The sequence below is a fragment of the Aeromonas sp. 19NY04SH05-1 genome (assembly GCF_040581895.1).
In the GTDB taxonomy this organism is placed as follows: domain Bacteria; phylum Pseudomonadota; class Gammaproteobacteria; order Enterobacterales; family Aeromonadaceae; genus Aeromonas; species Aeromonas enteropelogenes.
The window spans coordinates 1,092,489-1,114,334 of record NZ_CP095328.1 but is presented as its reverse complement, the minus strand read 5'-3'; the positions used below and the strand labels follow the sequence as shown (position 1 = coordinate 1,114,334).

Annotated in this window: 21 protein-coding genes; 12 read left to right on the top strand and 9 right to left on the bottom strand. The window is 62.1% G+C overall.

The genetic code is table 11. The features are described 5' to 3' along the window. Positions 1 to 7 precede the first annotated feature (7 nt). From earP to MRK42_RS05220, 4 genes are all read left to right on the top strand, one after another. The gene (gene earP / locus MRK42_RS05235; RefSeq protein WP_338611868.1) at positions 8 to 1,183 is read left to right on the top strand and encodes an elongation factor P maturation arginine rhamnosyltransferase EarP; all 1,176 of its coding nucleotides are present in this window, start codon (positions 8 to 10) and stop codon (positions 1,181 to 1,183) included. 45 nt (positions 1,184 to 1,228) lie between these two features. Further along, the gene (gene efp, locus MRK42_RS05230; RefSeq protein WP_225633183.1) at positions 1,229 to 1,795 is read left to right on the top strand and encodes an elongation factor P; all 567 of its coding nucleotides are present in this window, start codon (positions 1,229 to 1,231) and stop codon (positions 1,793 to 1,795) included. A 121-nt stretch (positions 1,796 to 1,916) separates the two neighbouring features. Continuing rightward, on the top strand, positions 1,917 to 2,669 hold the full coding sequence (locus MRK42_RS05225; RefSeq protein WP_338611867.1) for a DUF3530 family protein: 753 nt from the start codon (positions 1,917 to 1,919) through the stop codon (positions 2,667 to 2,669). 139 nt (positions 2,670 to 2,808) lie between these two features. Further along, positions 2,809 to 3,765 carry a D-2-hydroxyacid dehydrogenase gene (locus tag MRK42_RS05220; protein ID WP_338611866.1) on the top strand — a complete coding sequence of 319 codons (957 nt, stop codon included), beginning with the start codon at positions 2,809 to 2,811 and terminating at the stop codon, positions 3,763 to 3,765. Between the two features lie 59 nt (positions 3,766 to 3,824). On the opposite strand, the gene MRK42_RS05215 is transcribed toward MRK42_RS05220, so the two are convergent. After that, a complete protein-coding gene (locus tag MRK42_RS05215; protein WP_338611865.1) occupies positions 3,825 to 4,310 on the bottom strand; it encodes a YMGG-like glycine zipper-containing protein in 486 nt (161 codons plus the stop codon). 199 nt (positions 4,311 to 4,509) lie between these two features. Beyond that, entirely contained in the window at positions 4,510 to 6,045 is a 1,536-nt protein-coding gene (locus tag MRK42_RS05210; RefSeq protein WP_338612434.1) for a diguanylate cyclase, read from the bottom strand. A gap of 248 nt (positions 6,046 to 6,293) precedes the next feature. Here MRK42_RS05210 and MRK42_RS05205 point away from each other — a divergent pair, with 248 nt between their 5' ends. Then, positions 6,294 to 7,742, top strand: a complete 1,449-nt coding sequence (locus MRK42_RS05205) for a diguanylate cyclase (RefSeq protein ID WP_338611864.1) — start codon at positions 6,294 to 6,296, stop codon at positions 7,740 to 7,742. A 243-nt stretch (positions 7,743 to 7,985) separates the two neighbouring features. Here the strand turns inward: MRK42_RS05205 and MRK42_RS05200 are convergent, their stop codons facing one another. Both MRK42_RS05200 and MRK42_RS05195 read right to left on the bottom strand, forming a co-directional pair. Then, positions 7,986 to 8,636, bottom strand: a complete 651-nt coding sequence (locus MRK42_RS05200) for an HAD-IA family hydrolase (protein WP_338611863.1) — start codon at positions 8,634 to 8,636, stop codon at positions 7,986 to 7,988. Next, positions 8,633 to 8,878 (bottom strand): hypothetical protein, encoded by a 246-nt coding sequence (locus MRK42_RS05195; protein ID WP_338611862.1) that lies wholly within the window; start codon positions 8,876 to 8,878, stop codon positions 8,633 to 8,635. Before MRK42_RS05195 ends, MRK42_RS05200 begins: the two co-directional genes overlap by 4 nt. A 111-nt stretch (positions 8,879 to 8,989) precedes the next feature. On the opposite strand from MRK42_RS05195, the gene MRK42_RS05190 reads away from it, so the two are divergent. Beyond that, positions 8,990 to 9,895, top strand: a complete 906-nt coding sequence (locus MRK42_RS05190) for a LysR family transcriptional regulator (protein WP_338611861.1) — start codon at positions 8,990 to 8,992, stop codon at positions 9,893 to 9,895. Positions 9,896 to 9,979: 84 nt separating this feature from the next. Further along, the gene (locus MRK42_RS05185) at positions 9,980 to 10,207 is read left to right on the top strand and encodes a DUF333 domain-containing protein (RefSeq protein ID WP_042072319.1); all 228 of its coding nucleotides are present in this window, start codon (positions 9,980 to 9,982) and stop codon (positions 10,205 to 10,207) included. A 115-nt stretch (positions 10,208 to 10,322) separates the two neighbouring features. Here the strand turns inward: MRK42_RS05185 and MRK42_RS05180 are convergent, their stop codons facing one another. Next, the gene (locus MRK42_RS05180; RefSeq protein ID WP_338611860.1) at positions 10,323 to 11,486 is read right to left on the bottom strand and encodes an FAD-dependent oxidoreductase; all 1,164 of its coding nucleotides are present in this window, start codon (positions 11,484 to 11,486) and stop codon (positions 10,323 to 10,325) included. Positions 11,487 to 11,749: 263 nt separating this feature from the next. Between MRK42_RS05180 and miaB the strand changes: the two genes are divergently transcribed. From miaB to lnt, 5 genes are all read left to right on the top strand, one after another. Then, positions 11,750 to 13,183: a tRNA (N6-isopentenyl adenosine(37)-C2)-methylthiotransferase MiaB gene (gene miaB / locus MRK42_RS05175; RefSeq protein WP_042025709.1), complete on the top strand. Its 1,434-nt coding sequence runs from the start codon at positions 11,750 to 11,752 to the stop codon at positions 13,181 to 13,183. Positions 13,184 to 13,238: 55 nt separating this feature from the next. Next, positions 13,239 to 14,282 carry a PhoH family protein gene (locus tag MRK42_RS05170; protein ID WP_042025710.1) on the top strand — a complete coding sequence of 348 codons (1,044 nt, stop codon included), beginning with the start codon at positions 13,239 to 13,241 and terminating at the stop codon, positions 14,280 to 14,282. Further along, entirely contained in the window at positions 14,279 to 14,743 is a 465-nt protein-coding gene (gene ybeY, locus MRK42_RS05165) for an rRNA maturation RNase YbeY (RefSeq protein WP_042025711.1), read from the top strand. The genes MRK42_RS05170 and ybeY overlap by 4 nt, the downstream gene beginning before the upstream one ends. Before the next feature lie 99 nt (positions 14,744 to 14,842). Next, positions 14,843 to 15,727 carry a CNNM family magnesium/cobalt transport protein CorC gene (corC, locus tag MRK42_RS05160; protein ID WP_026455931.1) on the top strand — a complete coding sequence of 295 codons (885 nt, stop codon included), beginning with the start codon at positions 14,843 to 14,845 and terminating at the stop codon, positions 15,725 to 15,727. Between the two features lie 132 nt (positions 15,728 to 15,859). Continuing rightward, entirely contained in the window at positions 15,860 to 17,404 is a 1,545-nt protein-coding gene (lnt, locus tag MRK42_RS05155; RefSeq protein ID WP_338611859.1) for an apolipoprotein N-acyltransferase, read from the top strand. 93 nt (positions 17,405 to 17,497) lie between these two features. On the opposite strand, the gene MRK42_RS05150 is transcribed toward lnt, so the two are convergent. From MRK42_RS05150 to MRK42_RS05135, 4 genes are all read right to left on the bottom strand, one after another. After that, a complete protein-coding gene (locus MRK42_RS05150; RefSeq protein ID WP_338611858.1) occupies positions 17,498 to 18,001 on the bottom strand; it encodes an N-acetyltransferase in 504 nt (167 codons plus the stop codon). 31 nt (positions 18,002 to 18,032) lie between these two features. Next, the gene (locus MRK42_RS05145; RefSeq protein ID WP_338611857.1) at positions 18,033 to 19,214 is read right to left on the bottom strand and encodes a MerR family transcriptional regulator; all 1,182 of its coding nucleotides are present in this window, start codon (positions 19,212 to 19,214) and stop codon (positions 18,033 to 18,035) included. A gap of 150 nt (positions 19,215 to 19,364) precedes the next feature. Next, a complete protein-coding gene (recJ, locus tag MRK42_RS05140) occupies positions 19,365 to 21,095 on the bottom strand; it encodes a single-stranded-DNA-specific exonuclease RecJ (protein WP_338611856.1) in 1,731 nt (576 codons plus the stop codon). Next, positions 21,058 to 21,753, bottom strand: coding sequence for a disulfide isomerase DsbC N-terminal domain-containing protein (locus MRK42_RS05135; RefSeq protein ID WP_354688917.1), 696 nt, complete (start codon positions 21,751 to 21,753; stop codon positions 21,058 to 21,060). Before MRK42_RS05135 ends, recJ begins: the two co-directional genes overlap by 38 nt. Positions 21,754 to 21,846: the final 93 nt, after the last annotated feature.

Here is a 21,846-nt window from a genome sequence, read left to right as displayed (position 1 = left end):
CCCCGATATGACAAGCCCCCTACCCCGGTTCGACTGGGATATCTTCTGCTGCGTAGTGGACAACTTCGGTGACATCGGCGTCACCTGGCGACTCGCCCGCCAGCTGGAGCAGGAGGGGCATGGTACGGTGCGGCTCTGGGTGGACGATCTGACCAGCTTCGCCCGCATCTGCCCGGGGCTCAACCCCGAGCTGGACGGCCAGTGGGTCGAGGGTATCCATATCCAGCACTGGCATAAAACCCTGCCCGCCGACATCACCCCGGCCAGGGTCGTCATCGAGGCCTTTGCCTGTGAGCTGCCCGCCCCCTTTGTCGAACGCATGGCCGAGCAGAGCCCGCCCCCCTGCTGGATCAATCTGGAGTACCTCTCGGCCGAGAGCTGGGTCGAGGATTGCCACGGCCTCGCCTCCCCGCAGCGGGTGGGCAACCGGAGCCTCGACAAATACTTCTTCTTCCCGGGCTTTAGCGCCAGAACCGGCGGCCTGCTCTGCGAGCGGGCGCTGCTGGCCGAGCGGGATCGCTGGCAACAGGATGAAGCTGGCCTTGCCGCCTACTGGGCGAGCCTGGGTCTGCCACCCAAGCAAAAGGGAGAGCTGAGAGTCAGCCTCTTTACCTACGAGAGCGAGGCGCTGGTGAGCCTGGTCGAAAGCTGGTGCCAGAGCGCCACGCCGGTCACCTTGCTGCTGCCGCTGGGGCGCTCATTGCACGACGTGCTGCGTGGCGCAGGTTTGGAAGATGCCATCCCTACGGCCAGGGCGGGCGATCTGCTCCATTCGGGCAACCTCGCCATCAAGCTGCTGCCGATGACGGATCAGGCTGGCTACGATCGGCTGCTGTGGAGCTGCGATCTCAATCTGGTGCGCGGGGAAGACTCCTTCGTGCGCGCCCAGTGGGCCACCCGCCCCTTCCTGTGGCACATCTACCAACAGGAGGAAGAGGCCCATCTGATCAAGCTGGCGCACTTCCTCGACCACTATCTGGCAGACTTGCCCGCCGAGTGCGGCCAGTGGCTGCGCGACTTCAATCTCGCCCTCAATCGGGGCGAGGATTGCCGCGTATTCTGGGCCAACTGGCCACGATATAGCGCCATTTGGCAGCAACATGGGCGAAGCTGGTCACAGAAGTTGCAGCACGATGGGGATCTCGTCACACGATTGGTGAAATTTCTGGAAAGCCGTATATAATCTGGCAGTTTTTATCCGTCCGTTTCACGAACAGGAATTTTTTACATGAAAACCGCACAGGAAATCCGCGCTGGTAACGTAGTCATGATCGGCAGCGAGCCGATGGTGGTCCAGAAGGCTGAATTCAACAAATCCGGCCGTAACTCCGCCGTGGTCAAAATGAAGCTGAAGGGTCTGCTGAACGGCAGCGCCACCGAGACCGTCTTCAAGGCCGATGACAAGCTGGACGTGGTTCAGCTGGAACGTAAAGAGTGCACCTACTCCTACTACTCCGACCCCCTGTATGTCTTTATGGACACCGAGTACAACCAGTACGACGTAGAGAAAGACAACCTGGGTGACGTGCTGAACTACCTGGTAGACGGCATGGAAGACATCTGCGAAGTGACTTTCTACAACGAGAAAGCCATCTCCGTAGAACTGCCGACCACCATCGTTCGCGAAGTGGAATACACCGAGCCGGCTGCCCGTGGCGACACCTCCGGTAAAGTGACCAAGCCTGCCCGTCTGAAGGGCTCCACCTACGAGCTGTCTGTGGCAGCCTTCGTAGAGATCGGTGACAAGATCGAAATCGATACCCGCACCGGTGAATTCAAGCGTCGCGTCAACTAAGTTGACCCCTTGAACTGGATGCAAAAAAGCGAGCCACCGGCTCGCTTTTTTATTGCCCCTTGCTCGCACCTTCAGAAAATGACGCCGTGGCCGCTAACCCAGATAACCGGGGGAGCACACTATGGCCAGATTATCCTTATCACTGCTGTTACTGACGATGCTGGCCAGCCATGGCGCGCAAGCCATCGAGGTCACGCCGCCCGCCCCCGTCGATCACTGGCAGGAGAGCGACTGGCAAGGGCTGCCCGACGTCACCCGCATCGACAAGCAGACGGTGCTGTTTGCCAAGCACGACAGCGAAAACTATCTGGGGCTCGCCATCTTGCTGCCGGACTGGCAACGCAGCGGCCAGCTATGGCAACTCACCCGGGATCTTCGTCTGCTGGGCTTCGATACCCTGCTGCTGCTTCCCTCTCCAGAACAGGCCGAGATCGACCCGGCCGCCGAGAAGAAAGCGAAAAACAGCGACGCCTTTCGCAAGCAGTTTGCCGAGCGGATCAGCAAGCTGGCCGAGGCCAAGCTGCAGGATGGCGGCTTCAAGCTGATATTGGCCCAGGGCACAGGGGCTGCCTGGACCACCAACCTCATCGCCAGCGAGCAGTTGCCCGCCCCCGATGCGCTGGTACTGCTCGACGGCTTCTTCCCCAATCAACAGAGCAACCAGACCCTGGCCAAGCAGGTGGCCCAGGCCACCATCCCCACCCTGGATCTCTATCAGGAAGAGGGCGGCAGATGGCCGCAGCTCGCGGCGGCAGAGCGCCGGAGCGAGACCCGTCGCAGCCACAAGCTCAACTATCGCCCCTACGCCCTGATGGAACTGGCGGAGACGCCAACCCGCATTCAGGGTTGGCTCAACCACCTGGGCTGGCTCTAACACAAGCCCCCAGCACGCCAAAGCGCGGGCACGGTCACATCTGCCGCAGAAAGCCCCCCTTCACTACCCGCGGCACTGGCTCTGGCTGCATCCTCTTTGGCATCATGACCGTTCGGCCCCGTTCATGGCAGGAAGGACCATGCAGCAGATTGTGTTTCTCGACAGCGATACCCTGGATGCAGGCATCACCCTGCACCATCCCGACTTCCCCCATCACTGGCAGAGCTATCCGAGTACGACGCCAGAGCAGGTGGTCGAGCGGCTCCAGGAGGCCAGCATCGCCATCATCAACAAGGTGCGTATCGGGGACGGGGAGCTGGCCCGGCTGCCCCAACTCAAGCTCATCGCGCTGGCGGCCACCGGCAGCGACAACGTGGATCTGGAGGCCTGCCGCGCCGCCGGCGTCGGCGTGTGCAACATCCGCAACTACTCGGGTCCCTCAGTGCCGGAACACGCCATGGCACTGATGCTGGCCCTGTCGCGCAACCTGTTTGCCTGGCGCCAGTCGCTGCTGGAGGGACGCTGGCAGCAGAGCGGCCAGTTCTGCTTCTTCGATCACCCCATTGCGGATCTGCACGGCAAGCGACTTGGCATCATCGGCAAGGGCACGCTCGGCCAGGCGCTGGGTGAGCGGGCAAAAGGGATAGGCATGGAGGTGCGTTACGCCCAGAGCCAGATCGGAGGCAACGCGGATGACGACCGGCTGCCGCTGGATGACCTGCTGCAAAGCTCGGATGTGGTGAGCCTGCACTGCCCGCTCACCCCCTATACCCGCAACCTCATCGGCGAGCGGGAACTGGGGCTGATGAAACCGGGCGCTCTGCTGATCAACGTGGGACGCGGCGGTCTGGTGGATGAAGCCGCCCTGTTGCGGGCGCTGGCCAACGGCCGCCTCGGCGGCGCCGGATTCGATGTGGCGAGTGTCGAGCCGCCGCCCCCCGATCACCCCCTGATGCAGGCCCTGCAATATCCCAACTTCATCCTGACCCCCCATGTGGCCTGGGCCAGCGAGGAGTCGATGCAGCGCCTCGCGGATCAGCTGATCGACAACATCAACGCCTTCGCCGCCGGGCGGCGCCAACACCGGCTGGTGTGAGCCAGAAACAGAAACGGGGCCTGCAGGCCCCGTCTTCATTCACACGCACCGGATGGGCATCAATCATCGTCGTCATCGTGCCATCTGTGTTTCTTGTGCTTCTTGTGTTTCTTGTAGTCGTGGCGGTGATGATGGTGATCATCGTCGTAATAACGGTCCCGGCTCTTGTGGCCATCCCCCGTCTTGGCACCGATGGCCGAGCCACTGGCACCGCCCACCCCGGCCCCGATCAGCCGACCGGTATCACCGCCGACGCTCTTGCCGATGGCGGCGCCACCGAGCGCTCCGACGGCGCCGCCGAGGGCGGCTTCATTCTTGTTGCCTCTGTTGGCTGTTGCGGCACCACCGGCCGCACCGCCAATGGCGGCCCCCACCAGTGCCCCGGTGTCGCCACCGAGCTCCTTGCCGATCATGGTGCCCGCCACGCCGCCGGCACCGCCCCCCAGGATGGTGTTGAGCGTCTCGGAGGCGTGTGCCACCGAACTTCCCAACAACAAGCCACCCAACAGAGCCAGGGCACTCAGGCCACGCTTGTTCATCCCCATGGATACTCCTGTCAACGCTGATTAATTTTCCCGAACTATACGATTTACGACAGGATGTGCCAGTGTCGCAGGAGAGCGACAGATACCTCTCTTGCACTGGATAATGAGTTTATAATTTATTGAATTTAAATAAAAAAATAACTTTATCAGAAAGCTGGCAAGAGGTTGGGGGCAAGGTCCTCCGACAGGCAGGGAGCATTTAGCCATCATCGCTCGGACAGAATTTGTCAGCACTATCCGCGTTACTCTGCTCATTTTGGATCTGTGCTGGCAGGGACCAGCGATCACGCCCCAGCCGCTTGCTCTGGTAGAGGTACTCATCGGCCCGCTCGAACAGGTTGTGGCGCTCCTCCGGATAGTGGACTCCCCCTGCGCTCAGAGTGACGGCGATCCGCTTTTCGCGCCACTGCTGATTGCGCACCCGGATGAAGAGTTGCCGCAATCTCCCCTCCAGATCGGCCCGCTCCATGGTCAGCAAGGCGGCAAACTCGTCCCCGCCAAAGCGATAGACATTCCCCTCGCCCAACTGCTCGGCCAGCAGAGCCGCTATCCGGCGCAACACCTGATCGCCGCAGGCATGACCATGGGAGTCGTTGATGTTCTTGAAAAAATCCACATCGAGCAGGAGCAGCCAATGAGGCAGCCCCTCTTTCAGCAGGGTTTGTTGCCTGGCATCGAACGCCCGACGGTTCATGATCCCGGTGAGAGGGTCGTGGTGCAGGGCATCCTGTCCTCGCAGCAGATTGGCCCTGACCAGATCCACCTTGGAGAGGCTGTCATCGACAAACCAGGTCTTGTGACCGGGGAAGCGCCGGCCACTTTTGACATCCCGGGAGATCTCGCTGAGGGAGCCTGCCACCAGACGCTGCTCCAGCCGGAAGATCCTGACCAGCACGAGCAGGCTCAGCAGCCAGATGACGGCAAGCAGCAGCTGGGGCAACACCAGCATCCGCAGATCTTCCCCGAGGATGGCGCGAAAGAGGGGGGCGGAGAGATAGATATGCAGATCCCATCCTATGTCCTGCAAGGGATGAGTGAGATGCACCCCGTTGCCAAGCACGCCGAAGCCCGGCCAGCTCCAGATACCCTCGGGCCTCTCCCCGCGCCGGGCAAGCAAGTCGAGGTTGCTGGCAACGATGACATCATCACCGCCGGCAGGAGTCAGATAGATGGCCACCGCCTGCTCATCGCCCAGGGAGTTTTGCAGCGCCCGCTGCAGGGATGCGAACTGCATGTCGACCATCAGCAGTCCCAGCAGGCGATCCTCCTTGTCCATGACCCGTTTGACCAGAGTGAGGGTCTGGACTCTGGTGTCATATTCCGGATAGGGGCCCAGCCATAATGGCTCTTCCCCGGCCTGGGTGACTGCGGCATACCAGGGTCGCTCGGTGGCCTTGAATTGCGGCGGACGCTCCCAGGCGGGATAGGTATCGATGCGATCATGGCGCAGGTTATAGAAATAGATGAAGTGATCATCGGGCTGGATCCGGTGCGCTATGGTCCAGTAAGGGTTCAGGGCCGACTCGCCACGGGCGATGGCCTCCCTGTCCAGCGAATCGTCGAGCACCGTAATCTGGCGCTCACTGACCTGTATCATCTCATGGATCAGGGTGGCTTCGATGGAGGCGGCGATGCGGCCATAGCTGGCGATCGTCCTGTCGATATCGCGCAGCAACCCCTGCACGCCCAATATCAGTGTCGTGATGAGCACCAGGCCACCCAGCAGCAGGGTCATGGGCACCAGCAAGTAATACCGTTTGCAGGGAGGAGCGAGACTCACACATGTACCTCTGGATGACCATGGAGAGACCCTCATTCTAAAAGCAATAAATACAATCAATCATTGACCGGCATCAGCATTCCACTCTAAATAACAGTGAAATCAACAGTTGCCTAACGCAATGATTATTCTATGCTTTTATGGATTCTTTCGCAGCCATCTCCATACACCGCCATGGCCAAAGTCGCCATCAGGAGTCTCTCATGGAAGAGATAAAACCCTCGTACATAGACCTACTCCGCGCCCCTCCTTGCGCCTTCTTGGGTATGGCCACCCTGATATGCCTCTTTTCACTGGCCGGGATCTTCACCCGTCCTCCCGACATGCTGGCCGCCTTCTGGCCCGCCAACGCCGTGTTCCTCGGCATCATGATCCGCTATCCCATTCTGGCCTCACCCGCCGGCTGGCTGGGCGGAATAGCCGGTTATCTGCTGGCGGCCCTCTTCACCGATGACTCGCTGCTGAAAACCGGCCTGCTGACCCTGGGCAACCTGGTGGGAGTCGGGGTCGGCTATCTGCTCTACCGACGACTGGGCAGGGATAATGTGCGCCTCAGGCACCCCAACGCCATCGTTTACCTGCTGCTGATCAGCATGGCCGCCTCATTTGCCGCCGGACTGGTCGGCGCCCTGATCAACCCCATCCTGTTCAATGGCCGCTCGCTGCACGGACTGGGTTTCTGGTTTGCAAGCGAACTGGTCAACTACATGGCCTTACTGCCGGTGCTCCTGACGCTGCCCCATGCCGGCGCGATACGAACCTGGTTCAAGGCACTGTGGCTGCCGCACGTCTCCTGGGCAAGAGTGCTGCCCTTGCTGATGTTTATCTGCTCCCTGTTGCTGGCGGAGATCGTCTCGGGTCCGGGCTCCCTCGCCTTCCCGGTTCCTGCCCTGCTGTGGTGCGCCGTCAGCTATTCGCTCTTTACCACCACCCTGCTGTCGCTCGGCTTTACAACCCTGACCCTGCTTGCCATCTCCGGCGGTTATCTCGTCATCAACCACGACGCCCAGACCCAGTACTGGATGTTCTCGGTGCGGATCGGGATCATGCTGATCGGCCTCACCCCTCTCACGGCAGCCAGCATCATGGCGACCCGCAACACCCTGCTGCGCCAGATGGAGTACATGGCCCACCACGATCACCTGACCGGCGCCCTCAATCGCGCAGGCTTCTGGCCGAGCGCCCAACAAATGCTGGCGCAGCTGGATCAGCAACATAAACCGATCGCCGTCTGCATGCTGGATCTGGACAACTTCAAGCAACTCAATGACAACCACGGCCATGAGGCGGGGGATCGTGCGCTCAAGGCATTCACCATGGCCATCAGCCAGGGGATGCCCGGCAGCACTCTGCTCGGACGGCTCGGTGGCGAAGAGTTTGCACTGCTACTGCCCGATGTGCCGCCGTCCCAGGCCTGGGAGCTGGTCGATCGGCTGCGAAGCGAGGTGGCGCAGTTGCAAGTCATTGACGAGGCCATGCGCCCCGTTACGATCACGGTCAGCATAGGGCTCGCCTATCGGGAGCCCGGCCATCTCAACCTGGAACAGCTGCTCTCCCACGCCGATGCGGCGCTCTATCGCGCCAAGCACAACGGTCGCAACCGGGTAGAGTGGTATCAGGACACGACCTGCAGTCAGGAGTATGGCCGCTGAGCCGGGCAAAACCCGGCACACCCGCAGGTAATATCGCGTGTTGGGAAGCGCGAAGCTCATGAGCTCTCCGCAAACTTCAGCCAAGGAGGCTTGTTGCGAGCGCGACAAAAGACATCCATCACTGGCCGACATCAGGAACCCCATCCAAACAACAGGGTGACAAAGTCTCCCACACAGCAGACAGCCATCACTCAACAGGCTACCCTTCTGCCTGCCCCGTTCGCCGGGGGTTTTTATGACCGCTCAGGTCAACAACGTCAGCTGCAGGCCGTCATCTGACTCCACCATGCTCACCTGACGCCAATCCTGGATCAGCGCACTGACGCCGGGCTCCAGCCACTGTCTCCCACCCACCTGTACCACGGTGCAACCGGCCCGCAGGGCACTGGTGATGCCAGCCGGTGCATCCTCAAACACCAGGCAATCAGCGGCCGCCACTCCCAGCCGCTCTGCCGCAAGCAGATAGGGCTCGGGATCCGGTTTGCCGTTTACCACATCGTCAGCCCCCACCAGCAGGGTGGGCAACGCCAAGCCGGCGCTCTGCAGCCGATGACGGGCCACCCGCTGGCTGGCCGAGGTCACCAGCGCCCAACGCTCAGTCGGCAGGCTTGCCAGCAGGGTACGGGCGCCGGAAAGGGCCTCAGCCTGGCCGGTGTGATGGATCTCCAACTCGTCGAGCAGGGCCACCTCCTGCGCCAGGTCCAGCTGCGGGGTCAGGGTGCGGATCACCTCCCGCGAGCGCACCCCGTGACAGATGGCCAGTACGGGCTCGGGAGCCAGCCGGTGGCGGCGGCACCAGAGCCGCCACACCGTCTCTACCTCACCGGTGGAGTGCACCAGGGTGCCATCCATGTCCAGCAGCAGGGCAGCGGCCCGCAGGGTTAGCCTGCTCATGACAAAACGCCTGCCACGGCGGGTTCGGCCCCCGCCAGGATATCGCCGAAGGCCCGCTGCTGGGCGGCTCGCTCATAGCAGGCGAGGGCCTGCTCGGCGTTATTTGCCCAGACTTGCAGGGGACCAACCGCAAAACCCTGTTGCAGCAGACTCGTCAAGAGCTCTCCCGTTTCGGGGGCAGCCAGTGGCTGTGCCATCACCAGGGATCCCTTGATTAAGAACAGATAGCGTTCGCTAGACATGGCGTGACTCCTTGTGTGCCGGACGGGCAACAGGCCCGCCGCACATCCATTACAGCAAGGAGGTGTGATAATTTATAATCAATAAATCGCCATATTGGATAACCAACTGGAATGAAATTCGACTTGAGGCAACTGCAGGCTTTCGTGATGCTGGCAAAGACTGCCAACTACCGGGAGGCCGCCAACCGGCTCTTCATCACCCAGCCGGCCCTCACCAAGCAGATCCAGGGGCTGGAACAGGCCCTTGGCTGCACCCTGTTCCACCGGGGCAGGCACGGCGCCGAGCTGACCTCCCTTGGCGCCCAGTTGCTTACCCAGGCCAACGCCCTGGTCGAACACGGCAAGGGATTCGAGCGCCATGCCCTGGCGCTGGCGGGCGGCATCGCCGGGCGACTCAAGATAGGTTTCGGACTGTCCAGCTTCGCGCTGGCCCCCTCCCTGGTAGCCCGCTTCAGGCAGCTGGTTCCCGAGGTGATGGTCCATCTGCAAGACATGCCTTCCGCCATTCAGCACGAACAGCTGCTCTGTGGCCAACTGCAACTGGGCTTCATGCGTCGGCCCCAGGCGCCGCAACTGCAGGAGCACAGGTTGTTGACCGACCGGTTGGTGCTGGCCGTTCCCACCCAGGTCACGGGATCGGATCCGGCCACTTTCGACGTCGAACGGGCTCTGACCAGCCAGCCGTTGTTGCAGATGGTCGGCCATCGCTGCCCCGGCCTTAGCCAGCAGATCGCCGGTTTCCTCGGCGCCAACCGGCTGACCGGCATGATCCAGGAGACGGAAGATGTCCAGACCCTGGTCGCCTTGGTCTCCGCCGGTATCGGCAACGCCATACTGCCGCGCAGCGTCAGCTTCATCGCAGGCCCGGATGTGACCCTCTACCCCCTCTCGGGTCCCTATTCGGAGTGGGAAATCAGTCTGGTGTGGAACCCGGAATTTGCCGATCCCATCCGGGATCGCTTCCTGCAACTGGTCCTGGAGGCTCACCCGACTGTCTGCGCCGCGACCAAACGATAAGCCGGACTCATCTTTTGCCTTGCCACTGAGGGAGGCATAAGATGGGGCAGCAAGTACCCAGTCAACATATGAAGGGAGATCAACATGATAAAAACGGTTATTGCGCTACTACCCGTTCTGCTGCTGGCCGGCTGCGCCAGCGAGAAAGCGCCTGCCCCGGTCGGCATGGCCAATCCGGCCTCGGTCTACTGCGCTGAGCAGGGAGGCAAGGTCATCATCAAGCAGGAAGCCGATGGCGCCGTGGGATACTGCCATCTGCCGGATGGCCAGGTGGTCGAGGAGTGGACCCTCTATCGCGCGGCTCATCCGTAATCTTGCAGCAACGACAGGCCTGATACACAAGGGGGTCGGTTCACCAGAACCGACCCCCTTGTCGTTGTGGCCATGTTGGCGATAACTGCCCCGACCTATCTATTGCCAATCTGTCTCAGACCAGGCCCAGCGCGTAGCGCAGCGCCATCTCCTTGAGCGGCCCCGCCTTGTCCGCCATATTGAGGGCCAGGTTGCGGGCCAGCTTGAGCGGGCCTATCTCATTGCTGAATGCGCCGTAGAAGAGATCCATCCCCGACTGCATCAGCAGGTTGTCCGGGCGTCGGCGCCGTTCATAACGGGTCACCAGCTCGGGCTTGTGCCACCCGGTACCGGCACTGTGCAACAAATCCGCCCAGCAGGCCACATCCTTGAAGCCGAGGTTGACCCCCTGCCCAGCCAGCGGGTTGATGGTGTGCGCGGCATCGCCGAGCAGCACCACCCGCCCGGCGTGATAGTCGTTGGCGTGGCGACGCACCAGCGGGAAACTCCCCTTAGCCATTACGGTGAAACCACCGAGGCGAGCTGGGAAGTGGCGACGCACCTCGGCGGTCAGCGCCTCGTTGCTCATGGCGGCCAGCGCCCGGATGCGGGCCGGGCTGTCATACCACACCAAGGAGCCATGCTGGCCCGGCAGCGGCAGAAAGGCGCGCGGGCCGCTCGGGGTGAACTGCTGCCAGGTGATGTCCTCTTGCGCAAATTCGGTATCGATATTGATCAGCATGCAGTGCTGACGATACTCGAATCGCGATACGCCGATGCCGGCCAGCTTGCGGGTATGGGATTCGGCGCCGTCACAGGCCAGTACCCAGCGCGCCGAGAGGGTGGTCTCATCGTCCAGCTGCAGCATCACATCGTCGGTACTCTGGCGCAGGCTCAGCACCGCCGCCGGGGTATGAGTCTGGATATTGGGAAAATCCTCCATCCGTTTGAGCAGCGCCAGCTGCACCAGCCGGTTTTCGATGATGTAGCCGAGCTGGGGCAGGCCTAGGTCGGCCGCGTTGAAGCGGGTGGCGAAGCCGTCCAGCTCCCAGGTCTCCAGCCGGCGGTAGGGACACAGCCGCATCTGCTGCAGGTATTGCCAGGCGCCGGCTTGCTCCAGCAGCGCCACCGAGGCCTGGCTGATGGCGGAGACTCGCAGATCCAGCGGCTGCGCCGGGTCGTAGGATTCCGGCAGCCGGGTCTCGATAACCCGCACCGAGAGGCCCTGGGCCGCCAGCAGGCAGGCGGTGGCGGCGCCCACCATGCCGGCACCGACGATGGCAATATCACAGTGTTCCATAACGTTGTTCCTGAAGAGGGGTGGCCCGACGATGACGCGGGCCTGAACCTGATGGGGGCATCATAACGCAAGGACGCGCCGGAAACAGTGAGGCAAATGGAGAATTGCCGCGTCAAATCAAGGGGAAAGGGATGAACTACCGGACCGGCATGGGCCACTTCGGCCACCATGGCGACTGGATATTAACTGGTCAGCACCCCGATTGCGGAGTAAAATGCGCGGTCCTTTGACCATGCCGATTTCAAAACCAGTCAAGAGAAGCAATGAGCAAGAAACTTCACATTAAAACCTGGGGTTGCCAGATGAACGAGTATGACTCGTCCAAGATGGCTGACCTGTTGGATGCCAGCAATGGCTACACGCTGACCGAAGAGCCCGAAGAGGCAGACGTCTTGCTGCTGAACACCTGTTCCATTCGCGAAAAGGCGCAGGAAAAAGTGTTCCACCAGCTGGGGCGCTGGAAGAAGCTCAAGGCAAGCAAGCCCGATCTGGTGATCGGTGTGGGTGGCTGCGTTGCCTCTCAGGAGGGCGACGCCATTCGCAGCCGCGCGCCCTACGTGGATATCGTGTTTGGTCCGCAAACCCTGCACCGCCTGCCGGTGATGATCAAACAGGTTCAGGAGGGCCGTGGCGCCCAGGTGGATGTCAGCTTCCCCGAAATCGAGAAGTTCGACCGCCTGCCCGAGCCGCGCGCCGAAGGGGCCACCGCCTTTGTCTCCATCATGGAAGGCTGCTCCAAGTACTGCTCCTTCTGCGTGGTGCCCTACACCCGTGGTGAAGAGGTGAGCCGGCCGATGGATGACGTGCTCTACGAAATCGCCCAGCTCGCCCAGCAGGGTGTGCGCGAAGTGAACCTGCTCGGCCAGAACGTCAACGCCTATCGCGGCGCAACCTTCGATGGCGGCATCTGCACCTTCGCCGAGCTGCTGCGCCTGGTGGCGGCCATCGACGGCATCGACCGCGTGCGCTACACCACCAGCCACCCCATCGAGTTCACCGACGACATCATCGAGGTTTACAAGGACACGCCGGAAGTGGTCAGCTTCCTGCACCTGCCGGTGCAGAGCGGCTCTGATCGCATCCTGACCATGATGAAGCGCCCGCATACAGTGCTGGAGTACAAGTCCAAGATCCGCCGCCTGCGCGCCGCCCGTCCCGACATCACCATCAGTTCCGACTTCATCGTCGGTTTCCCGAACGAGACGGACGAGGATTTCGAGGCCACCATGAAGCTGATCGAGGATGTCGGTTTCGACATGAGCTTCAGCTTCATCTATAGCCCGCGCCCCGGCACTCCGGCCGCCGACATGCCCGACGATGTCGACATGGAGGTGAAAAAAGCCCGTCTGTCCCGCCTGCAGCACGCCATCAACAACCAGGCGATGCAGATTGGCCGCGCCATGCTGGGCACCACCCAGCGCATCCTGGTGGAGGGGCCCTCCAAGCTCAACCCCATGGAGCTGTGTGGTCGCACCGAGAACAACCGGGTGGTCAACTTCGAAGGCCCGCATACCCTGATCGGTGGCTTTGCCGACGTGGAGATCACCGAGGTGCTGCCCAACTCCTTGCGCGGCACCTTCATCCGCGGCGAGAGCGAGATGAACCTGCGCATCGCCACCGCCCCGAGCGAGATCCTGGCCCGTCGTCCTGACAACGTGCCGGACGAGCTGGGCGTGGCCGCCTTCACTCCCCATTAATCCCCTCCTCCCCCTGTGCCCGGACGCAGGGGGAGCGCCTTGAGACGAGGATACCGTGAGCCGACACATCTCGACCCTGAATCTGCATCTGGAGCCCGCCGATAACCAGCGCCTCGCCAGCCTCTGCGGCCCGTTCGATGACAACCTCAAGCAGCTGGAGCGCCGCCTCGGCATCGAGATCAGCTATCGCGACAACCACTTCCAGCTGCTGGGCAAGCAGGCCCAGGTGGATGCAGCTGCCGTCATCATCAAGCATCTCTACGTCGAGACCCAGCCCCTCAAGGGGGGCAAGGTGACCGACATCACCCCCGACATGGTTCATCTGGCCATTTTGGAGTCGCGGGTGCTGGAGCAGGATGACGAGCCGACGCCGAGCATCCCCTATGGCAAGGAAGTGACGGTCAAGACCAAGCGCGGCCTCATCAAGCCACGCAGCCCCAACCAGGCCCAGTACATCGCCAATATCGTGCGCCACGACATCTGCTTCGGCATTGGTCCGGCCGGTACCGGCAAGACCTATCTGGCGGTCGCGGCGGCGGTGGATGCCCTGGAGCGTCAGGAGATCCGTCGCATTCTGCTGACCCGTCCGGCGGTGGAAGCGGGTGAGAAGCTCGGCTTCCTGCCCGGCGATCTCTCCCAGAAGGTGGACCCCTACCTGCGCCCCCTCTACGACGCCCTGTTCGAGATGCTGGGTTTCGAGCGAGTGGAGAAGCTGATGGAGCGCAACATCATAGAGGTAGCGCCGCTCGCCTATATGCGCGGTCGCACCCTGAATGATGCCTTCATCATTCTGGATGAAGCCCAGAACACCACCACGGAACAGATGAAGATGTTCCTGACCCGCATTGGCTTCAACTCCAAGGCGGTGGTCACCGGCGACATCACCCAGATCGACCTGCCGCGCAACGCCAAGTCCGGCCTGCGCCATGCCCTGGAAGTGCTGCAGAATGTCGATGGTCTCTCCTTCAACTTCTTCCAGTCCACCGACGTGGTGCGCCACCCGGTAGTGGCCCGCATCGTGCAAGCCTACGAGGCATTCGATGCCGCTCAGGCAGCCGAGAAGAGCGCGGCAAACACCCGCAAGGAGAACGAACAATGAGCGTGACTCTGGATCTGCAACTTGCCAGTGCCAGCACCGATGGGCTGCCGAGCGAAACCCAGCTGCAGGGCTGGCTCGACGGCACCATCCTCGGCTTTCAGACCGAGGCCGAGGTGACGGTACGCATCGTCGACGAGGCGGAGAGCAACGAGCTCAACCTCACCTATCGCGGCAAGGACAAGCCCACCAATGTGCTCTCCTTCCCGTTCGAGGCGCCCCCTGGCCTCGAGCTGCCGCTGCTCGGCGATCTCGTCATCTGCCGCCAGGTGGTGGAGCGAGAGGCCAGTGAGCAGGGCAAGCCGCTGGAGGCTCACTGGGCGCACATGGTTGTGCACGGCAGTCTGCATCTGCTAGGTTATGACCATATCGAGGATGAGGAAGCCGAAGAGATGGAGCAGCTCGAGCGCGACATCATGCAGGAACTCGGCTACGCCGACCCTTATCTGAACGACGAAGTGTAATAGCGAAAGGGGCGGGCCGGCAGCTTGAAACGGATGTTGGCCATCCTCATATAGCAAAGACAAAACATCAGTATCTTCAATGAGTAACCAAGAGAAAAAATGACCGACGATCACCCTAGTACCGGCTCGCCGAAGAAAACCTGGCTCGACAAACTCAGCCAACTCTTCCAGGGCGAGCCAAAAGACCGCAATGATTTGGTAGACGTGATAGCCGATGCCGAAGAGCGCGACCTCATCGATCAGGACACCAAGGACATGATCGAAGGGGTGCTGGAGATCGCCGATCTGCGCGTACGCGACATCATGATCCCCCGCTCCCAGATGGTGACCATCGAGAAATCCCAGCCGGTGGACGAGATCCTGCCGGTGATCATCGAATCCGGCCACTCCCGCTTCCCGGTGATCAACGAAGACAAGGATCACGTCGAGGGTATACTGCTCGCCAAGGATCTGCTGCCATTCGGTTTCGGCGGCGATCTGGCCAAGGAGCCGCTGCAGCTCGAGAACATTCTGCGCCCCACCGTGATCGTGCCCGAGAGCAAACGGGTCGACCGCCTGCTCAAGGAGTTTCGCGAAGAGCGCTACCACATGGCCATCGTGGTCGACGAGTTTGGTGGCGTCTCCGGTCTGGTGACCATTGAAGACATACTGGAGCTCATCGTCGGCGAGATCGATGACGAGTTTGACGATATCGAGGACGAGCCCGAAGAGATCCGTCGTCTCAGCAAGCGGGTCTTCTCCATCAGCGCCCTCACCGAGATCGAGGATTTCAACGACTTCTTCGGCACCAAGTTCAGCGATGAAGAGGTGGATACGGTGGGCGGTCTGGTGATGCACGCCTTCAGCCACCTGCCCAAGAAAGGCGAGGAGATCGAGCTGGATGGCTACCTGTTCAAGGTGATGCACGCCGACCGGCGCCGTTTGCAGCAATTGCAGGTGAAGATCCCGGAGAACCACGCGGTGGCCCAATCAGAGCCGCAATAACGCCGCTTTGGATGATACCAACAACGCCCCGACCACGGGGCGTTGTGCTATCTGCAGGCTCGCGGTCACCCGCCTTACGGGGTAAGATACCGCCCATTCAACCCAGCAGCCCAAGACGAGCATCCATCACCCGTGAAAACATCACCCGTGACATCCAAAATCCTGTTAAGTATCAGTGCCCTGGCAGCCGGAGCCTGCGCCGTCTTCGCCTTCTCCCCCTTCAACTACTGGCCGCTGGTGATCCCCTCCCTGCTCGGCCTTTACGCCCTGCTGGACAAGGCAACCCCCAGCCAGGCGGCCTGGCGCGGCTTTGGCTACGCCATGGGGCTGTTTCTGCCGGGGCTGTGGTGGATCCACGTCAGCATGACGGAATTTGGCGGCATCATACTGCCGGTCGCCTTCGTGCTGCTGGCCCTGCTCTCCGCCTATCTGGCGCTCTATCCGGCGCTGGCCTGCTGGGTCTTCGCCCGCTTCTTTGGCGGCCGTCACTGGAGCCGCTGGCTGCTCGCCTTTCCGGCACTCTGGCTGGTAGCAGACTGGCTGCGCGGCTGGGTAATGACGGGCTTTCCCTGGCTCTGGTTCGGCTACACCCAGATCGATGGCCCCCTCAAGGGCTTCGCCCCCATTCTGGGGGTCCAGGGCATCACGCTCGCGCTGCTGCTCGCCAGCTCCGCCCTCTGGATGGTGTGGAAGTCCCGCTCTCCCTTCTGGCTGTTGCTGCCCGCCGCCCTGGTGGCAGGTGGTCACAGCCTGATGCAGATTGACTGGGTCACCCGGGGCGAGCCGGTCAAGGTGGCGCTGGTGCAGGGTAATATCGCCCAGTCCCTCAAGTGGGATCCGGAGGCGCTGGCCCCCACGGTACGCACCTATCAGGATCTCAGTCGCGAGAATCAGGATGCCGACATCATCGTCTGGCCGGAGTCGGCGATCCCGGCCCTCGAGCAGCAGATGGGCCCCTATCTGGAGAATCTGGACAAGGCGATGAAGGTGAACGAGACCGGCCTGCTGGCAGGGATCATTCATTACGACCAGGAGCAGCAGCGTTTCTACAATACCGTGCTCGGCATGGGAGTTCAGGATGCGGACAGCAAGGAGTCCTACTTCTACAACCACCCGAATCGCTACAACAAGTATCACCTGCTGCCCATCGGCGAGTTCGTGCCGTTTGAAGATCTGCTGCGCCCCATCGCCCCCTTCTTCAACCTGCCCATGTCCTCCTTCAGTCCGGGCGATGCGATCCAGCCCAACCTGATCGCCAAGGGGCTCAAGTTCGCCGCGGCTATCTGCTACGAGATCATCTTCCCGGAAGAGGTGCGCCGCAATGTCACGCCAGAGACCGACTTCCTGCTGACCGTCTCCAACGACGCCTGGTTTGGCACCAGTATCGGTCCCTGGCAGCACATGCAGATCGCCCGGATGCGTGCCCTCGAGCTGGCCCGACCGCTGCTACGCGCCACCAACACCGGCATCACGGTCGTCACCGAGATCGACGGCAGCATCATCGGCCAGATCCCGCAGTTCGAGGCGGCGGTGCTGCGCAGCGAAGTGCGCCCCGCCCATGGCGAGACTCCCTACCTGCGCTTTGGCAACTGGCCCCTGTACGGCCTGATCGCCCTGCTGCTGGTGCTGGCACTGGCGCTGCGCCCCAAAGCTCACCCCTGGGCCGGCGAGCGCTGATCCCGCGTGAAGGAAGTACCATAGACAAGAGGCGCCATAAGGCGCCTCATTTTTTATCCAGACACGGCGGCAGCTGACCGCAATTCTGTCTTGTTATCCCTGATTGAAAGCCGGGTGGTAGCTCACCTCACCACGGGCACTGGCTGCACCAAACGACCTGGCCAAAAAGTACTCGGGTGGCACACCGGGTAACACCAACGCCGGGTTCTGCTCAAAGCCAAAGCGGCCGTAGAAGCCTGGATCCCCCAGCACTACACAACCGTCCGCACCTTGCTCCTCGAGAGCGGCCAGCCCTTCCGCCATCAGGTGTGACCCTATCCCCTTGCCGTGCAGCTCGGGCAGTACCGAGATGGGACCAAGGCCAAACCAGTTCTGGCTGCCATCCGTGATGGTCACCGGCGAGAAGCAGAGGTGGCCGACCACCCGCCCCGCCTGCTCCGCCACCAGCGACAGACTGAGTGCCCCGGCCTGGCGCAGGTCGCGCACGATCAGCTGCTCGTTGTGATCGGTATGGGGAGCCTTGAGGAATGCGGCCACGGTCACCGCTTCGATGGCATTATAGTCAGCATCCGTTTCGGGTCGAATAATTATGTTCATGTTGTTCTTTCTCTCTCGCTTGATGGGATGATCAGGCCACCTGCAGGCAACAGATCACATAGCCATAGCTGCCCAGGTACTGGCGATGGATGGCCACTTCCCGGCTCAGATCCTGCCAGGCTGGGCTATCCCCCAGCTCAGCGCGATGGCGCGCCAGATTGCGCTCGATGGGATCCAGATAGTTGTGCCAGGCCCTTTGCGGCAACTGGGTGTGCCACAGGCAACGATACCCCGCCTCCTGCACCGTCTTCAGCAGGCCAGCCAGGGTATGCATGGCGGGATAATCCCGCTGCCAGAACGCCAACGCCTCCTCTGGCGGCGTGTCCGTCAGCCACACCAGGTCGCTCAGCACGATGCAGGCATCAGGGCCGGCAAGGTGCGCCCGCCAGGCTTTGAGCGCATTGGCCACCCCTATGGTGTAGGCGCTCCCTTCGGCCCAGATAAGGTCGGCGGGGGCCAGCTCCACCGGCAGCGCCGCCATGTTGGCGCACAGGGTAGTGACCTGCTCAAAGCCAGCCGCGCTGGCCGATCTGGCCACGGCGGCCAGCGCCTCCTCGTCGAGGTCAATGGCCACGATGGCGGCATCCGTCACCTGTGCCAGCGCCATTGTGGCGGCGCCGCGCCCGCAGCCCATGTCGAGGATCCGGCGAGGCGCCATGGGCAGCGCGGCAAACTGCTGCTGGGTGAAGAGGCTATCGCCCGGCCCCCAATAGCTCATGTCGTCTAGCAGCAGCTTGAAATCGCGGATGTAGCGCTCATGTTCATTCATGTCTTTGCTGAGCCACTGCAAGTGGTAGCGTTCCTTTTCACTGAATCCCTGCTTCATCACCCAGTCGAAGTAGGCCTCTGGCGCTTCACGCTGCAGTTGCAACTGCCAGGCCTTGAACTCGTCGCCGGAGTGCGCACGCAAACCGGCGAGATCCGCCAGCAGATCCCGGGCGCGTTGCATCCGCGCCAGCTCTTCATCCAGCTCCCTAACCCGGGCTGCCAGCGTTGTCTGATCAAGCTCGCCCGCCAGACAGGCGAGGCACTGCTTGAGGCTGAGCCCCCCCGCCTGCAGGGCCTGCACCATCCGCAGCCGCTGCAGATCTTCATCGTCGTAGTGGCGATAACCGTTGGCACCTCTCGTGCCCGCAATCACCCCCAACTTCTCGTAATAGAGCAGGGTGGAGCGGGCCAGGCCGCAGCGCCTGGCCAGTTCGGATATTTTCATGACAGCGACTCGCAGTGGGGTCCGTGACCCGATGAAGGGAAGCTTAAACTGTGAAGCAATAGACGGGTCAACGGCAAAATCCGGGTTCATACCATAAAAAAACGGCCACCCTGAGGTGGCCGTCATCGGCAGCAAGAGAGACTCACGGGATCAGAGGCCGGCGGCCTCCAGATGCTCCACCAGCAGTTGCACGCTGCGATTGCCGCGCCACTCGTTGACATCGAGTCGGTAGACCAGCCGCACCCGCTTGACTGAGGCATCGGGCCAGCGCTGCAAATCGACCCCGAAGGCGATGGCATCCACCGCATGGCCAGAGTCGGTCGTCAGCATCATCTTGAGGTGCTTCTCCCCCACCAACCTCTGTTGCACCAGCACGAACTCGCCGTCAAACAGCGGCTCGGGGAAGGCTTGACCCCAGGGGCCGGAGGCGCGAATAAGCTCCGCCAGCTCGAGGTTGAGCTCGTCCGGCAAGAGCTCGCCATCGGTGAGCAGTACCCCGGTCAGCAGCTCAGGTGTCACCAGCTCGCTGATGACCGCTTCGAAAGCACGACCGAACGCCTCGATATTGGCCTTGGGCAGGGTCAGCCCCGCCGCCATGGCGTGGCCACCGAACTTGCCCATCAGCCCCGGGTGGCGGGTATCGAGCAATTCGAGCGCATCGCGCAGGTGCACGCCGGGGATGGAGCGCCCGGAACCCTTGAGCTCGCTCTCGCTGCTCTCGGCAAAGGCGATGACGGGGCGGTAGTACTTCTCCTTCACCTTGGAGGCCACCAGCCCCACCACCCCCTGATGCCACTCGTCCCGATGCAATACGATCCCCGATGGCACTTCACCATCGCGAAAACGGATCTGCTCCAGGGTGGCGAGGGCCTCCTGCTGCATCCCCTGCTCTATCTCCTTGCGCTCCTGGTTGAGGCTATCCATCTCGGACGCCAGCTGGCGCGCCAGGTTGAGGTCGTCACACAACAGGCAGGCGACCCCGAGGGACATGTCATCAAGGCGGCCTACCGCGTTGAGGCGTGGCCCCAGCGCGAAGCCCAGATCGGCGGCGGTGAGGCGGCGGCCATCCCGACCCGACACGTCCACCAGCGCCTGAATGCCGGGGCGGCAGCGGCCGGCCCGGATCCGCTGCAGGCCCTGATGGACCAGGATGCGGTTGTTGCCATCGAGCGCCACCACGTCGGCCACAGTGCCGAGGGCCACCAGATCCAAGTAATCCGCCACGTTGGGTACACGCAGCCCCTGGCGCTCATACCAGCCGCTCTGACGCAGATGGGTGTTGAGGGCCGCCATCAGATAGAAGGCAACCCCGACCCCGGCCAGCGATTTGGAGGGGAAGTCGCAGCCATGCTGGTTGGGGTTCACTATCGCGTCGGCGTCAGGCAGCTCCTGGCCCGGCAAATGGTGATCGGTAACCAGTACCTGCATGCCGGCCGCCTTGGCCGCCGCCACCCCGGCAAGGCTGGAGATGCCGTTGTCCACCGTGATGAGAAACTCGGCGCCGCGGACCACCGCCAGTTCGACGATCTCGGGGGTGAGGCCATAACCGAACTCGAAGCGGTTGGGCACCAGAAAGTCGATGTGGCGGCCCCCCATGGCGCGCAGGGCCAGCACGCACAGGGCCGAGCTGGTGGCGCCGTCGCAGTCGAAGTCGCCGACGATGAGAATACGCTTTTGCGCCGTCAGCGCGTCGGCCAGCAGCGGCACTGCCTGCGCCATGCCGTACAGGCGCTGGGGTGGCAGCAGCTGATTGGCGCTGCGCTCCAGCAGGGCGGGATCTGCTACGCCACGGCTGGCGAAGATTTGCCGCAGCAAGGGATGAAGGGTGGCGGGCAGATGGGAATCATCCACGCGCGGACGACGACGGATTAGCAGGGGCATCGATGTGATCCAGTATCTTGAGCAGTTGTTCAGGGCTCTGATAACCGCGCAGCAGGTCGCCATTTGGCAGGACCCAGCTCGGCAGTGCCTTGATCCCGAGCCACTGGCTCAGGCCGATATAGTGGGAGAGGATCTCACTACAGCGCGCCACTGGCAAATGTTCACTGAATTGGGGGTGACGCCAGGCGCCAGCCTCGCACTGCTCCGGCGAGATCCGATCCTGCTCGCCGGCGGGCGACACGATCGGCAGCAGTTGCACCGTGACACCCAACTCCTGCAGGCGGGGCAACTGATCCAGCGCCCGGCGACAATCGGTACAGGCGTCATCGGTAAAGAGGGTGATCCGGTGCGTCTCTTTCGTTGCCCGAAGCAGCATGGGAGGCTCACCTATCTGCGCCAGCGCCATGCGCCTTTGATGACGCAGGCCGGAGAGGGTCAGGTTTTTCATGTCGCGGGTCATGTCCAGCATGACCCCCTGCACCAGATAGTCTCCGTTGGCATCGCTATAGAGCACGCCCTGAGAGGTGCCCACCATGTAGAGCCCGGGGATCGGGGTGCGATCCACCAGATAGACGGGCACCCCCAACCGGCTGGAGACCGTCTCCTTCAGGGTTTGCGGGTTCACCCCGGCATAGGCAACAAATGTGCATAGAAGCATTGCCATCAATATAAAATGCTTCACTGTTTTACTCTTGCAGCATAAATGATTGAATCCAACACACTAATATGGATGGCACCTGTTATTCAATCC